12 protein-coding genes and 1 pseudogene are annotated in these 14,288 nt (G+C 66.6%); 4 read left to right on the forward strand and 9 right to left on the reverse strand.

Features of this window, described 5'->3' with window-relative positions; translation table 11 throughout:
* Positions 1-13: 13 nt before the first annotated feature.
* From G7067_RS14410 to G7067_RS10995, 5 genes are all read right to left on the reverse strand, one after another.
* Positions 14-1,741, reverse strand: a complete 1,728-nt coding sequence (locus G7067_RS14410) for a 3'-5' exonuclease (protein WP_341872889.1) — start codon at positions 1,739-1,741, stop codon at positions 14-16.
* A 101-nt stretch (positions 1,742-1,842) separates the two neighbouring features.
* Positions 1,843-3,510: an ATP-dependent helicase gene (locus G7067_RS14415; protein WP_244301090.1), complete on the reverse strand. Its 1,668-nt coding sequence runs from the start codon at positions 3,508-3,510 to the stop codon at positions 1,843-1,845.
* 8 nt (positions 3,511-3,518) lie between these two features.
* Positions 3,519-5,999 carry a PD-(D/E)XK nuclease family protein gene (locus tag G7067_RS10985; RefSeq protein WP_166324247.1) on the reverse strand — a complete coding sequence of 827 codons (2,481 nt, stop codon included), beginning with the start codon at positions 5,997-5,999 and terminating at the stop codon, positions 3,519-3,521.
* Positions 6,000-6,001: 2 nt separating this feature from the next.
* Positions 6,002-6,736, reverse strand: coding sequence for a UvrD-helicase domain-containing protein (locus G7067_RS10990; RefSeq protein WP_166324250.1), 735 nt, complete (start codon positions 6,734-6,736; stop codon positions 6,002-6,004).
* Between the two features lie 29 nt (positions 6,737-6,765).
* Positions 6,766-7,293 (reverse strand): DUF7507 domain-containing protein, encoded by a 528-nt coding sequence (locus G7067_RS10995; RefSeq protein ID WP_166324253.1) that lies wholly within the window; start codon positions 7,291-7,293, stop codon positions 6,766-6,768.
* A gap of 319 nt (positions 7,294-7,612) precedes the next feature.
* Here G7067_RS10995 and G7067_RS11000 point away from each other — a divergent pair, with 319 nt between their 5' ends.
* Positions 7,613-7,837 (forward strand): DUF3107 domain-containing protein, encoded by a 225-nt coding sequence (locus tag G7067_RS11000; RefSeq protein WP_166324256.1) that lies wholly within the window; start codon positions 7,613-7,615, stop codon positions 7,835-7,837.
* Positions 7,838-7,879: 42 nt separating this feature from the next.
* Here the strand turns inward: G7067_RS11000 and G7067_RS11005 are convergent, their stop codons facing one another.
* Both G7067_RS11005 and G7067_RS14420 read right to left on the reverse strand, forming a co-directional pair.
* Positions 7,880-9,205, reverse strand: a complete 1,326-nt coding sequence (locus G7067_RS11005; protein WP_166324258.1) for a bifunctional phosphopantothenoylcysteine decarboxylase/phosphopantothenate synthase — start codon at positions 9,203-9,205, stop codon at positions 7,880-7,882.
* A gap of 72 nt (positions 9,206-9,277) precedes the next feature.
* Positions 9,278-9,634: a hypothetical protein gene (locus G7067_RS14420; RefSeq protein ID WP_244301091.1), complete on the reverse strand. Its 357-nt coding sequence runs from the start codon at positions 9,632-9,634 to the stop codon at positions 9,278-9,280.
* Positions 9,635-9,714: 80 nt separating this feature from the next.
* Here G7067_RS14420 and G7067_RS14425 point away from each other — a divergent pair, with 80 nt between their 5' ends.
* The 3 genes from G7067_RS14425 (at position 9,715) to G7067_RS11020 (ending at position 11,808) form a co-directional block, all read left to right on the forward strand.
* Entirely contained in the window at positions 9,715-9,981 is a 267-nt protein-coding gene (locus G7067_RS14425) for a hypothetical protein (protein ID WP_244301092.1), read from the forward strand.
* A gap of 11 nt (positions 9,982-9,992) precedes the next feature.
* Entirely contained in the window at positions 9,993-10,901 is a 909-nt protein-coding gene (locus G7067_RS11015) for a LysR family transcriptional regulator (RefSeq protein WP_166324264.1), read from the forward strand.
* Between the two features lie 151 nt (positions 10,902-11,052).
* The gene (locus tag G7067_RS11020; protein WP_205881132.1) at positions 11,053-11,808 is read left to right on the forward strand and encodes a type 1 glutamine amidotransferase domain-containing protein; all 756 of its coding nucleotides are present in this window, start codon (positions 11,053-11,055) and stop codon (positions 11,806-11,808) included.
* A gap of 7 nt (positions 11,809-11,815) precedes the next feature.
* Here G7067_RS11020 and G7067_RS11025 read toward each other — a convergent pair whose 3' ends face one another.
* Together G7067_RS11025 and G7067_RS11030 are read right to left on the reverse strand one after the other, a co-directional pair.
* Positions 11,816-12,352 carry a hypothetical protein gene (locus G7067_RS11025; protein ID WP_166324267.1) on the reverse strand — a complete coding sequence of 179 codons (537 nt, stop codon included), beginning with the start codon at positions 12,350-12,352 and terminating at the stop codon, positions 11,816-11,818.
* Positions 12,353-12,499: 147 nt separating this feature from the next.
* A pseudogene (locus tag G7067_RS11030) lies at positions 12,500-14,180 on the reverse strand (MFS transporter).
* Positions 14,181-14,288 lie beyond the last annotated feature (108 nt).

A 14,288-nucleotide genomic window follows, 5' to 3' on the forward strand; every position in this document is an offset into this window, starting at 1 on the left:
ACAAGACGCAGCACTAGCTGAGTTTCTCGGCCGCCTCCAACCAGATACGTTCGAGCTCTTCCAGGCTCCGCGGATCCCCTCCACTGAGTTCTTCGCCCTCGGCGACGTAGAAGAGCGACACATCGATGCGCTCGGGGTCGATTCCCGCCCACTGCGCATACGCGTGCCGGTACAGATCGAGTTGGAAAAAGCGGGTCCGTTTCTCTTCCTCGTTGCATGGCGGCCTGCCCGCCTTCCAGTCCACGATCTCGGTGCGCGCCATGTCGCCGTCACCGCTTCGATACACCGCATCAAGCTTGCACACGAGAATTCTCCCGGCAAACGGAAGCGTCACTTCCTGCTCCACCGCGATGGGCCGAAGCATCGCCCAGCGCGACTTCTCGAACTGCTCGATCAGTGGCTGCAACTCAGCTGCGTCGCCGGATCCATGCTCGAACTCGGTGAACTCCGAGGGGTCCAGCTCAATCGCGTCGCTATGAAACCCCGTGAGCGGGAGGGCGGTGCCGCGCGCCGTAGTGGCCCGCCGCTCCACCCACTCATGGAATCGATTGCCAATGCGCGTGCGCCGGTAGGGTCGCTGCGGGACGGGACGGAGCCGGCGTCGCTCCGCCTCCTGCGGGTCTTCCACAAACTCGTGAAACGTTGACGCGGTGACCCGCTCTGGGAGCCGCCGACCGCTCGCGGACTGCTCCTCTCGCCCACGAATCATGGCGCGCCGCTCAGCAATCAACAACTGCACGACTTCTTCGATGGCGGTCGCCTCGGCTGGCACCTCCTGATCCGGCTGAACCTCGCCCAGCTGAGCCTGGCCTAGCTGAGCCTGGTCCAGCGCCGCGCGCACCTCTGTTGCCGCGCGAAAGACCGCTGGCGCCCGGGAACCGAGAGGATCAAGCGGCCACTGCAGCGTCATTTCTGAAGATTCGCTCGGGTCTTCTTCGTACTCGCTCTGCTCAGGCAATTCGGTGCGCACGGGATCATCGAGCGACGGCCCGAGCAGCCCCGCCTCGTGCAATTCAGTAAGGAAGCAAGACGGGCCTCGCTGGCGAGTCTGACCGCCCCAAAAAGATCCGCTGAGGAGCAGCCGCCGCGCTGATCGAGTCACTGCGACGTAGGCGAGTCGGCGTTCTTCCTCCGCGTGGTTTTCTGCGAGGGCGGCGCGATACTCGACGATGCGATCGCGGAGCTCCTTCTGCGTCTGCGCGATGCGCCAGTTCAGCTCCGGTCGCGCGTTCGCGTCCCCGCGAAGCTCATCCGGGAGCTGACCGGTTCGCAGCCAGCCCGCGCCACTGCGCGCGGATCCGGGGAACTCTCCGGCGACCAGGCGCGGCACAGCCACGAGATCCCATTCGAGCCCTTTTGCGCCGTGCGCGGTGATGAGCTGCACCGTGCCCGGCGCCGGCGCTACGACGTGCTCTGCTGCTTCGTCGGCTTCAGTGGCGCGTTCGATCCATTCGAGAAGCGACGCAAGCGTGCCGTGAGTGTCAATTGCGAGGTAGTGTTCCACCGTGTCAATAAACACGTCGAGATTGGCGTGCGCGTCGGCGCCTGCCTGCTCGCGACGTGCCTCGTTCGCATCAAGCTCGATATCGAGGCGGAGCGCCTGCACGGTTGCCTGGATCAAGTCCGCGATGTTTCCACCGACACCCTGACGAAGCTGTGCGAGCATCCGCCCGGCCTCTTGGAGCCTGCGGCGGCCAGTGTCACTGATGGAGCGGAGCGCCTGGTGATCGAGCTCCCGCATCGTCGCGATCTGATCAAGCGCGTCGATGAGCGTGAACGCGGTGTCCGGATCCGGAAGCACGCTGTCTGCCTCAAGATCCGCGTCACTCAGCGGCTTCAACGTCACATCGCGGCGCGCAAACCAGCGCGCCGCGTCGCGAAGTCCTGCGACGTCGGCGACCCCGAGTCGGAAGCGGGGGCCTGTGAGCAGCCGGAGCAGGTCGCCCCCGCGTCCGCATACCACAGGGTTCGCAGCACACTAACGACGTCGGTGACTTCTGGGGTGGTGAGCAGACCGCCGAGCCCGATGATCCGATTGGGCACCCCCTGATCGGTGAGCGCGGCCGAGAACGCGGCCATCGAGCTGCGCTTGCGAAAGATGATCGCCGCGCTTGGCAGCTCACCGTGCTCGGCCAGATGTTCCTCTCGTGCCCGTCGGAACCATTTCGCAACGCCCAGGCGTTCCTCGTGCACGGTTTCAGGAAACAGCCAGTCGACCACTCCGTCGTGCGCTCCGGCGCGGGGAAGCAAGGTCGGCACCTGAATGGCGGCGTCCGCGGCGAGGGGTGCAGCGATGGTGTTCGCGATGTCGAGAATGCGGGCCGGGTTTCGCCAACTGGTCGAGAGGGAGAGCAGCGCGCCCGCTCGTGACGTGGTGACCCCGCGTCCGCCCCGCGCACCAAAATCGAGATGGAAAGATTTCAACCCCTCTGCTGACGCACCGCGCCAACCGTAGATCGACTGGTGCGGATCCCCCACGCCCATCACTGAGCACCCCGCAAATATGGTTGAGAGGAATCGAGTTTGGCCGACCGAGGTATCTTGTACCTCGTCCAGCAGCACCACGCGGTGACGCGCGCGCAGCACCGCAACGGCCTCGGGAGAGCGCTCAATGGCCCTCGTCGCGAGGGCAAGCTGATCCGAGAATTCCAGCACACCGCGTCGCTGCTTCTCCTCAGCGAAGGCTCGGGCGAGCCTCGTAATCACGGGGGTCTCTGCGAAGTTCGCGATGGCATCGCGAATGTCAGCGTAGATTTTCCCGCTTCGCGGACCCGTCAGTTCTTTGTCGTTGTAAGGGAGATCACCGACCCGGCTGAACTCCGAAATGACCTGGTCGACGCGGTCAAGGGAGCTGAGGTTATCAGCCACCGCATGATCCATCTGAATAGTGTGCCGGATCAGTTCCGGCAGCCGCAGCCCGCTCGCGGCCAACGCTGGGTCATCGCTCGCGAGCACCGTTTCTCTCGCGATGCGCCACGCAGTCGCTTCGTCGATAATCACTGCCCCGGGAGCGACCCCGGCCGCAAGCCCAAACTCTTGTAACACCCCCGCCGCGAAGGCGTTGTAGGTGCTGACCTCGGGGATGTCGAGCCCGTCTCCGAGGAGCTCAATAAGGCGCTCGGCTTGAGCGGCTTCGGCGCCGCTCAAGAGACCACGTTCGCGGTGGTCCCGGAGCCGTTCGGCGAAACTCGCCAGCCGCATGGAGATGCGTTCTCGGAGCTCCCCGGCGGCCTTTCGCGTGAACGTCAGCCCGAGCACGTGCTCTGGTGCTGCCAGCCCGTTGGCGACGAGCCAGACCACACGGTTTGCCATCGTCTCAGTCTTGCCGCTTCCGGCGCCGGCGACAACAAGCGCGCTGCCGCCGAGCGGATGCTCGATCATGTCACGCTGTTCGGGCGTCGGGTTCAGGGGCTTCGCCGGGGGCAATGTCAGTATCTCGGCGATGCGCATGGCCGAGAACACAGGCGATCCTTTGGACGACGCCGCCGCAGTCTCCACATCCGGTGTCATGTCGCTCCTCACGCGTGGCTCACCGCCTGAATGATGTGCAGCCGGCAGCTGCCGGGCTTGTGCGGGTCAGAGCAGTGGTGCTCTACCCTGGCCGTAAACTCGTTTGCCGCCATCACTCGCGCGACGGTCGTGACGCGCTCAATCAGCGCTGCTTTTGCGTCCTCTGACATGGGCTCTTGGCCGCGTTCGACGTATCCGCCGCGTTTCGTCGCATCCGGGTGCACGTAAAGCAGTTTTGCGCCACCGCTGCGGGCACCCTCCAGCCCGGCTGCGCTTTCGAAGGCACCGAGCATGACGCCGAGCTGGTAGGCCTGGAGCTGCGCGTGCGTCGCGGTCGCCGCCGCCGATGGCGGTGTCCGACCGGTTTTCAGGTCAACGACGGTGATTTCTGCCCCGCCGTGCGCGGAATCATCACCGGATCGCCGCATTTCTAAGCGGTCGGCAAAGCCACGCAGCACCGCGTGTTCGAGCGGGATCTCGAACGCCGCCTCCTGCGCAAGCAGCTCGCGGTCTGATCCCGCAAAGTCACGCAGGTATTCGGCGAGGCTCTCCGTCATCTGCTCCGCGACCCGTTTTGTGCGCTGCGACTCCCAATCGGCGTCAAAGGGCAGCTTGTGCCACTGCGCGAGCACGGTCTCAAACAGGGCCGCGGCATCGGTGTCTTGCGCCGTCTCGAGCGCGTGGTGAATCAGCGTCCCGAGGCTCGCCTGCACGCTCCCGCCGCCGCCTCCGAGGCTCGAAACGACCCAGTCGAGCGGGCACTCCTCTGCGCGCTCAAGCTGCGAAGGGCTCACCGACACGCGTGCCGCAGGATCGGCCACAAGATCCACGATCGGCGCCGTTGTGCTCGGCTCGAGCACCCCGTACCACTCATCGGGGTGAGCGCCCGGGACGCCCTCCGCGGCAAGCGCCACAAGCGAGCGGAGCGCCGAGGCATCACCCGGGTCAATGTTCAGGCGTCGGCGCATCTCGGATGTTGCCCCGCGCAGCGTCAACCTTGCGCTCGGCAACCCGGTCACAAGATGCGCGCGCCCGAAGCCGAAAAATGCGCTCGGATGCTGGTCCTCATCGGCAATGGCGACTACGAGCAGCGCATCGCGCGCTCGCGCACAACTGTGCACGAAGAGTCGGAGTTCGTCGTGAACGGTGTCTCGCCGAGATGGCGCGGTCGCTTCTTCACCCCGCAGCCAACGCTCAAGGGACGTCGCGCCAAGAAGCGAGCCACGAGCGCGCAAATTGGGCCAGGATCCATCCTGCGCCCCCACGACGGCGACAACCTCAAATTCGCGACCGATCACCCCCTGCGGGGTGGTCACCGTGACCGCTTCGCGCTGGCTCTGCTGAGCGAGCGAGTCTTCTGGAACCGCGCTCAGGCTGAGTTCTTCGAGCAGCTCCGCGATCGGCTGCTCGCTGTCTTGTTCCTCGTGCCGCTGCAGCGCGAAAAACAGCCCCATCACGGCGTCGAGCGAGCGGTGCGCCTCGTCTGCGCGGGCACCCCTCCCCTCAAGCGCCTCGCGTTGCCAGCGACCAGCGAGGCCCGTGCCGTCCCAAATCGCCCACAGCACCTCGCGCGCCGTACCACCCGACGATGCGATGCTGTCAGCGGCCGCCGCGATCTTTCCGAGCCGCCGCAGGGCGCGGCCGCCAGCACTATCGACGATGGCTTCCACGCCGGGAACAGCGAAGCCATCCGCCACCACAGCATCGATCGACCGCGGCTCACGCCCCTCCTGTCGCGCGGTGCGCCGCTCGTGCATCAGCAGGGCACCACGGAGACGCCGTATCGCCACGGGATCCAGCCCCCCGATCACCCCTCCGACCAGTTGCAGCACTTCGTCAGCTCCGAGCGCGCGAATCCGAAGCGTGTGCTGGAGCATGCGAATGAGTTCACGCACGATCTGGTGCTCACGCAGCACGACCCCGCCCGCGGCGATTCCAGTGGGCACCTGGTGCACCGCCAAAAGCCGCGCGACCCGGCTCGCCTCCCCGCGCGTTCGGCAGATCACCGCCATGTCTGTCCAGTCAACCGGTTGTACACCGCCGAGCCCGAGTCGCCGGGCACGAAGACGGTGCGCGATGATTCCGAGTTGCTCGGCGGGAGACGACGCCGTCGCGAACTGCACGGCGCTGCCAGCGGACGCCTCCGCAGCACCACCGCCGGCAACCGCGGGAGCTGCACGATGCTCTGCGGCCCCGGCAGCACCAATGCGCACGGTCAACCCCCGCACAAACTCTCGAACTTCTGAGCCGTGCCGATACACCGTCGACAATACCGCCCGCTGCTCGGGATGCTGCGCGGATCCCGGCGCGAGCCCGCCACGCCGCGCAAGTTCTTCGTGCAGGCCCGCCAGCACCCGGCTCCGCTCCCCCGTGAAGCTGCCGGTCGCGAGATCGGGATCGCCAAACACCCACACGCTACTCCCGGCGCGCGCGCACCCCGCCAGAAGCCCCAACTCGCCCTCACCGAGCTCCTGCGCGTCGTCGACCAAGATCAGCCGTGGGATCCGGAGCCCACCCCGCGAGTACTCCCCTCGCGTGCCACGACAGCAGCGGCCTCACGCAGCAGTGCGCTGGAACTGAGTTCCTTGGGTCGCTCCGCCGCGCACACGGCGGCGACCCGCTCGATGATCCCGAGGCTCCACTGCCAGCGATCAACCGTTTCGGCCGCGGGTAACCGCGTGTGTGATTCCCGCCGGGAGGCCTGCAGCAACCCGGTGAGTTCGCCGTTCAACTGCCCGGGGGTGACCCCAAAGTCGTCGGTCACCCGCCACAGTTCACGAAGCTCTGCGCGAAAGGTCGGGCTGTGGAGCACTTCGGGCACCAACCCCGCCGTCTCTGCAGCGCCCGGCTCCAAAAGCGCGGCGACCACCTGCGCGATCACCTCGTCTTGCACCGTGCCGGTAAGCAGCCTGGGGCCCGCTTCACCCTCAATCGCGGCGATCCGAGAGAGAATCGCAAAGCTGAGCGACGCTGCGGTGCGCACCGGGGTCCCGCCAAAAGCCCGCCCGAGCGCATGCTCCAGTCGGGGTCGCAGCCCCGCAGCAACGAGACGGTTTGAGGCGAGAACCAGCACGTCTTGTTCGTCCCAACCGGGCAATTGCAACGACCGACGGAATGCCTCAATCAGCACCCGCGTCTTTCCGCTACCGGGAGCGCCCAAAATGCGGGCGTGGCGCTCGGGATCGAGCTCCAACACCCGCATTTGGGAGGGATCAAAGAGGGTCATGCAAGTAGCCTACTGAGGCCGTCGGACATTTAGACGCGAGATGCGCTCCGGCGTCGTGTGATCGCGAAGACACCCGCCGCGCCAAGCAGCAGCACGAGACCAGCGATCCAGGGGCCTGCCTCGGCGCCCGTGACCGCGAGGGCAACATCTGAGGGATCCGCCTGCTGACTGGTTTCCTTCGACTGCGCCCCGCTGCCGTTATCCGGGCTCGCGGTCGCGGGGAGCACAACCGCGGCCTCCGCGTCTGCCGTCACCGTGATGGCGCCCCCACCGACACCGGTGACGGTCGCGGTATTGACGATCTTGCCGTCGGCGAGATCCTGTGCAGTGACCTCGGAGCTCGCGTGTGCGGTCACCGAAGCACCCGGCTCGATACGTCCTTCTTCGCCCGCTGCCCAATCAACAGAAAGGTCCGACACACCTGCGAGGTGATCAACAAGGTCGACTTCCGCGAGCGCCGTTGTGCCGGTGTTGGTAATCGTGAACGACCACTCCACGCGCGCACCCACGGCGGCCTCACCCACGAGCTTGCCGGTCTTTTCGAGTGAAATTGCCACGGTGTCAAGCCTGAGAACACTCGTGGCGCCGTCCGTAGATACGACGGTCTTGTGTCAAAACCAACCGCAACTGTAACCCGAGGAGCATCTCGGGAGCCCACACGCATAGACTACCGCAGTAGAATTAAGCGCAAACATCGCAAAGTTCAGTAGACAAACCGGCTTTCTCCGCGTCACCCCGCGCGGACGCCCGAGTATCCCGCTGTGGCGCTGCGCTCAGGGCGAACGGGACGCACTTTCGGGCATGTGCAGCCACCAAGCGTCATAGACTCGAGACAGCATTGGTTGTGGCATCCCGCCACCATCTCGAGGAGGCCCCGTGGAAATTCGTATCGGCATGAAGCACTCACCCCGCGAACTTGCGTTCGAGACGGATGCCAGCACTGAGGAACTGCGGACGCTGATCCAGGAAGCTGCGGAAAAGGAGCGGGGGCTCGTTGCGCTGTCCGACACCAAGGGCAAGCAGTACCTCGTTGACGCGGGATCCATCACCTACGTTGAATTCGGCGGGGATGCCGGCCGCAAGGTCGGTTTTATCAGCTAAAAGGTTTTACCGAGAGCTCGTCGTCTTCGCGACACTCTCCCATCACAGCGCCGCGGCCACTGCGTGAAGCAGTGCGTCCGCGGTGTTTTGTTTGGTGCCCGAAACATTCGCGACCACCTCGCCGGAACGGTCGAGGATGTGGAGCGTGTTTTCTGCGGATTCGAAGCCCTCGTTCCAGCCCACGGCGTTCACCGCGAGGAGGTCGACTCCCTTGCGCCTCAGCTTTCGACGCCCGCGCTCAAGCAGTTCGTCGGTGCTCGCTGCGGTCTCGGCGGCAAAACCGACGAGCAGCTGCCCGGGCCGACGCATATGCACGAGCTCGGCGAGGATGTCCGGGTTTTCAACGAGCGTCAGCGTCGGCGGCTCCCCCGCAGAATCCTCCTTACGGATCTTCTCCTCCGCAACATCCGCAACACGGTAGTCAGACACGGCAGCGGCCATGATCACGACGTCAGCGCCTGAAGAAGCGGCGAGCGCTGCGGACTGAAGTTCGGCGGCGCTCCCAACGGGCACAACCCGCACGGCAGGATTCTCGGCGACCTCGGCGAGCACGGCCTCGTCAACATTCGCCGCAAGCAGCACCACTTTTGCTCCGAGCGCTGCGGCGGCGGCGGCAACCGCCACCCCTTGCTTTCCGCTTGAACGATTGCCGATGTAACGCACCGGATCAATCGGCTCGCGGGTGCCGCCCGCGCTCACCAGGAAGCGCTTCCCCTCGAGCGCCGCGGTGTCCGCACCGCCAGCCAATCCGATAGCTTCGCTGTGCGGCACGCCGTCAAAAGCTGCCGTAAGGTCCATGGGCGCGGGCGGCTCTTGGGCCACCTCAGGTTCGACCCTCGCGGGCCGCGCGAGCAGCGCACGCACCTCGGCAAAGATCTCCTCGGGCTCGCTCATCCTCCCCGGCCCGGTGTCGTCTCCGGTGAGCCGGCCGCTCTCGGGCCCGATGAAATGGACTCCGCGCGCGCGAAGGATCGCAACGTTGTCTTGGGTCGCGGGATGCTGCCACATCTCCGTGTGCATCGCCGGCGCGACAACCACCGGCGCCCGTGTCGCGAGGAGCGTGGTGCCGAGCAGATCATCTGCGAGCCCCGCGGTCATTCGCGCCAGGGTGTTCGCTGTCGCGGGTGCCACGACCACCACGTCCGCGCGCTGCCCCAGCGCCACGTGACGAACCTCGGGAACGTCCTCGTGCACCGACGTGGTCACCGGGTTGCGGCTGATCGCTTCCCACGTTGGAGCACCCACAAAGCGCAGTGCGTCAGCGGTCGGTATGACGTGCACCTCGTGCCCCGCTTCGACGAACAGGCGCGCGAGCGCGACGGCCTTGTATGCGGCGATGCCGCCGGTCACTCCGAGTACGATGTTCACACCTCTATCCTCGCACCTTTAGCCGGAAGAACAGATATGTGCACCGTCGTTGTGGAGCTTCGCCCTGGCGCGTCAACCCGCCTCCTCGCCGTCCGTGATGAGGATCCGGCGCGTCCCTGGGATGGGCCCGGCGCGTGGTGGCCGGAGGCGTATCCAGGTGTCATCGGTGTCCGGGATCGGCGCGCGAACGGTGCCTGGCTTGCGACGGCGCAGGATCCCGCGCGGCTCGCCGTGATCCTGAACCGTGCCCCCGCAGAGGATTCGGGCGACGCGGATCCGCGCCCGCCCCTGGAGTCGCGCGGCGCAATCGTGCTCGACGCGGTGCGCGGCGCGCGGGTGCCGGATCAGCCCCGCACCGGACCCTTCAATCTCGTCGAAGCCACGGCGGATTCCGTTGTCGTGACGAGTTGGGACGGTGTCGCTGTGCACCGCACGACGCTCGGCCCGGGGTACACATGCTGGCGCACCACCGGGTCGACGATCCCGATACCGCCCGGATTCGGCGTTGGTTGCCGGAGTTTACCGCGGCGTCGGCGGACCTTGGCGCTGCCGACGCCTGCTGCGAGAGCTGGCTGGCGGTGCTCGCGCGCAGCGCCGAACTCGGCCCGGACGACGACCGCGCGATCATCCGCGACAACACCACCCACGGCTACCCGACCCGCTCCCTCCTCGTGTGCCTCGCCGAAATCGGCACCGGGGTCGGGCTTGCGTCTGCGACCCTCGCGGAGCCCGGCGTCTGGGGCGCGCCTCGATTCGTCACGGCCCCGGATAGCTAGGAGGACCGGCCATGGATTCTCGAGTGTCTTGGGACGCATTACGGGTGTTTGTTGCGGTGCTGCGCGCGGGATCTTTTTCTGCCGCGGCCGATGAGTTGGGGACCGCGCAATCCTCGCTGTCTGAACAGCTCGCCAGGCTCGAAAAGAAACTCGGCTACGCGCTGCTGATCCGCGGTGCGCACGGCGTGAAGCCGACGGCGCGCGGAGCGGAACTCGCGGAGCGGGTGGGTGACGCGGTTGATGGGCTCGCCGTGGCTGTGGCGAACACGCTGCCGCAGGGCTCCGGATCCGACGCCCCCGGCACCCGTTTTCTTGGCGGGCCGGCCGAGTTTTTGTCCGAGGTGGTGCTGCCGCGCATCACCGCGCACCTGCCACCGGGCACCACCCTCGCCACCCGCTTCGGGCTGCCGGAGGAACTCATCACCGCGCTGCGGGCGGGCGAACTCGACGCGGTGGTCAGCTCGGTCGCGGTGCGCGAGCAGGGCCTGAAAACCGCGCCGATCGCCGACGAAGTGTTTCAGCTCGTCGGGCACCCGCGCTGGGCGGAGCAAGCGGCCACTCAGCTCGACGAGATCCCCCTGCTCGCCTACGCCCCCGATTTACCGATCGTGCGCCGCTACTGGCGGAGTGTGTTTGAGCGCCGCCCCGACCGTCTGCGGCTCGCGTGCGAGGTGCCGGATCTGCGCTCACTGCGGACGCTTGCCCTGTCGGGGGCGGGCATGACGGTGCTGCCTGAATACCTCATTCGGGACGATCTTGAGCAGGGCACGCTGACTCTGTTGCACGAGACCGCGATTCCGCCGCTGAACACCCTGTACGTCGTGACCCGCGAGCCGCTACCGCTTGACCGCCCGGGTGCCAACGCCGCCATCGCACAGCTGCGTGACGCCATCATGACCGTCGCGAAGCGCGCGGAATAGGTGAACTTGGTCGCCAGGGAGACGTCGATGCCGCGAGTATCGGGGGCACGATAGCGGGGTTCGGGATCCCGATACCCGGTGCGGCCGGCGGCTGGTTTAGCGTGGGAGCAACGCCCGCGAAGGGCCTTCACCGACCAGCGAAAGAAGAAGAATGTCCACCACCGCACGCGCCCTGCTTGTTCTCACCAGCCACGACGATCTCGGCGGCGTCCGCAAGACCGGCTACTACGTCGGTGAGGCCGCGCACCCGTGGCAGGTGTTCACCGAGGCCGGCTTTGAGGTTGATCTGGCCTCGGTGGCGGGTGGTGTGCCTCCGGAGGACGGCCGCGACGAGAGCGATCCTGCGCAGCGTGCCTTCGTGCACGACACCCGTGTTGCCGCGCAGCTCGCCAACACCCCGGCGCTTGCGGATGTGCGCGCCGAAGACTACGACATCGTCTTCTTTGTAGGCGGACACGGCACCATGTGGGATTTCCCCCACTCTGCCGAGATCAATCGCATCGGACGCACCATTTACGAGCGGGGCGGGATCGTCTCCGCCGTCTGCCACGGCCCGGCCGCGCTCGTCGGCATGACGCTCTCCGATGGCACGCCACTCGTGGCGGGCAAACGCGTGTCGTGCTTCACGAACGCCGAGGAGGCCGCGGTCGAACTGACCGAGATCGTGCCGTTCCTGCTCGCCAGTACGCTCGCGGAGCAGGGTGCGGAGGTGATCGAGGGGCCAACTTCACCGAGACCGTCGCGCGCGATGGTCGTCTCGTCACCGGCCAAAACCCCCAGTCCGCCGCGGGCGTGGCCCGCGAGGTGGTGGCCGCATGGAATGAGCTGCGGTAGCGCGGGATTAGTCCCCGCTCACGCGATGTCGCCTGCGCGGGGCTACGCCCGCATCGCTGCAGAGTCGGCGTGACTTTGGACTACTGAAACACCGTCATCAGCACGAGCACGTCCGAATCAGCGATCAGATACGCCTCCGTCGAAAATCCCGGCTGGGCAAAGCGATCATCGAGGCGCTCTGATCCCAGTACGGCACCGGAGGGGACGACATCGCGCAAGCCCGGGGAGAGTCCATCAAGAGATGATGCTGACACCTCGACGGCGTCGGCCTGGAGCGCGTCGTACTCGGCAGGACTCAGCGCGATGACCGCGTCGATCCAATAGCTCCTGGGCCCGGGGGTGCGCGCGTCGCCCAGGGTGCCCGACATCCAGTGAATCGAGACCGCCTCCGGCAACTGCGGAAACCGCTCCAGCACCGGCGTGAGGTCTTCGCGGAGCTCGCCAGCACCGGTCTTTTCTGGCTGATTCTGGCCTGGCTCAGTGCGCGGTGGCTCAACAAGCTGCGGTGCCTGTCCGCATGACGTCAACGTTCCCACCAACACGATGACACCGGCGATCCGGGCCACGGCACGCCCGCGCAGCCGAGACCGCCTACCCAGGCCAGCAACACTATTCATCGACCGCTCGTTCACGCGCCCATTTCGCCTTCCCCTCACCCTGCCCACCCACCCACCACGACCTTTCACCCACGCACCATGTCGGACCGCAATACGAGCCCCGGACCCCGCAGCCATACAACACCCCGGACCAGCCACCGCCAACGGTCAGCTTGAGGAGCGGTCGGCCGCACGACGCAGCCGCAGCGCGCCCACAAAACCGAGGGCAAGAAACACCGCAGCGGTGAGCATCGACCAGCGGGTTGCATCTGCGAAACCGGCTTCGAGCGCGCGCACGGCGGCGGCGGTCTGGTCGCCGAACATACTCGCCTCCCCCTGCGCACGCAGTTGCGGGATCAGGGTTCCGGCCGACTGTCTCGTAGAGTCCGCAAGCTTCTCCGCGGCAGCACCGGTGATTCCCGCCGATGACAACGCCGGGGGCAGGGTTATCGCGAGAGAGACGGCGAGCGCGGCCCCGGCAAACGCCGTGCCGAGGGCCGAGCCGATCTGTCGCACCGTGCTCTGCGTCGCCGACGCCTGGCCTGACGCGGCAACGGGAACGTCCCGAAGCACCGTGCCGGTGAGCTGTGCGGATGCAAGGCCGAGGCCGAGACCATACACGACGAGTGGGATCGCGACGAGCCACCCCGGTGTTGTGGCGCTGACGAGCAGTGCAAGTACCAGCACGCCGAGCACCTCAAGGCCGAGGCCGAGCAGCACCGTTCCCGGCGCACCAAACTTGGCGGCGAGATGCCGCGCCGAGGCACCCGAAAAGAACGCGCCGAGCGCCATTGCGGCGAGCACGACGCCCGCGCCCATCACATCCAGCCCGAGTGCATTGATCAGGTACAGCGGCAGTACAAAGATGATTGCGAACTCACCGACAGCAACCATCGCGGCGGTGAGGTTGCCCCAGGAGAATGTTGAGAAGGTAAACAGCTCGAGATCGAGCAGCGCGGATCGCTGCACTCGATCGCGATGCCGTTCCCAGAATACGAACAGCGTCAGCGCAAGTGCGGCGAGGGCGAGGGCGACCGGCACCGCCGAGATCGGTGCCGTGCTGGGCCATTCCCAGCCGAAGATCTTCAGTTCGGCTTTGGGAGCCCACCATCCCAGATCGGGTCCTTCAATGACAGCGAACACCAGCGCGCCGAATCCTATGGCGCTGAGCAGCGCGCCGTCCACGTCGGCGCCGGGCCGGTCCTTGGCGCCGCGAGTCTCGGGCACCGCCACCATCGCGGCGACAATCAACAGCAACCCGAGCGGCACGTTGACAAGAAAGATCCAGTGCCACGACACCCACTGTGTCAGTGCGCCGCCCGCGAGCGGACCGATGGCCGCCGCACCCGAGATGACGGCACCCCAGACGCCAAACGCGGCCGCGCGATATTTGCCACGAAAGATGGCGTTGACGGTGGAGAGCGTCGACGGCATGATGAGGGCCGCACCGATCGCTTGCACCGCGCGCGCCCCGATGAGTAGTCCGGCGCCCGTCGACACGGCTGCCAGCAGGCTGCCCGCGACGAATACGAGCACTCCGAGCACGAACAGGCGTTTGCGCCCCCCAGCTGTCGGCGAGTTTGCCGGTCGACAGCAGCAGCGCCGCGAGCAGCACCGCGTAAAGACTGTTGACCCACTGCGCGTCGGTCAGATCGAGCCCCAGATCGGTAATGATGGCGGGAAGTGCGACGCCGACGATGGTGCCGTCGAGCACAATCAGACCGAGACCTATCGCGAGCACCGCGAGGGCGAACCATTCGCGCCGCGTCGGCGGGGTATCGCCGGGCGCCCCGGTGTGCTGAGATCCCTGCGGGTGCTGAGAATTGGGTGTGTTCTTCGCTGCAGCCATGGCTATCCTGCGCTCCCTGGGGTATTCATGGTTTCACTTTGCCCGACTGCATGGCGCAGCGCAATCGCACGAAGCAACTTGTCTGCCGACGCTCAGCCGAGCCCGCTC

It is taken from the genome of Leucobacter insecticola, from assembly GCF_011382965.1.
Taxonomy (GTDB): Bacteria; Actinomycetota; Actinomycetes; order Actinomycetales; family Microbacteriaceae; genus Leucobacter; species Leucobacter insecticola.

Coding starts and splice junctions, on each gene's coding strand:
- G7067_RS14410 (WP_341872889.1), bottom strand. CDS start 1,741: ATGCGGGAGCTCGATCACCAGGCGCTCCGCTCCATCAGTGACACTGGC.
- G7067_RS14415 (WP_244301090.1), bottom strand. CDS start 3,510: ATGACACCGGATGTGGAGACTGCGGCGGCGTCGTCCAAAGGATCGCCT.
- G7067_RS10990 (WP_166324250.1), bottom strand. CDS start 6,736: ATGACCCTCTTTGATCCCTCCCAAATGCGGGTGTTGGAGCTCGATCCC.
- G7067_RS11015 (WP_166324264.1), top strand. CDS start 9,993: ATGGATTCTCGAGTGTCTTGGGACGCATTACGGGTGTTTGTTGCGGTG.
- G7067_RS11020 (WP_205881132.1), top strand. CDS start 11,053: ATGTCCACCACCGCACGCGCCCTGCTTGTTCTCACCAGCCACGACGAT.
- G7067_RS11025 (WP_166324267.1), bottom strand. CDS start 12,352: ATGAATAGTGTTGCTGGCCTGGGTAGGCGGTCTCGGCTGCGCGGGCGT.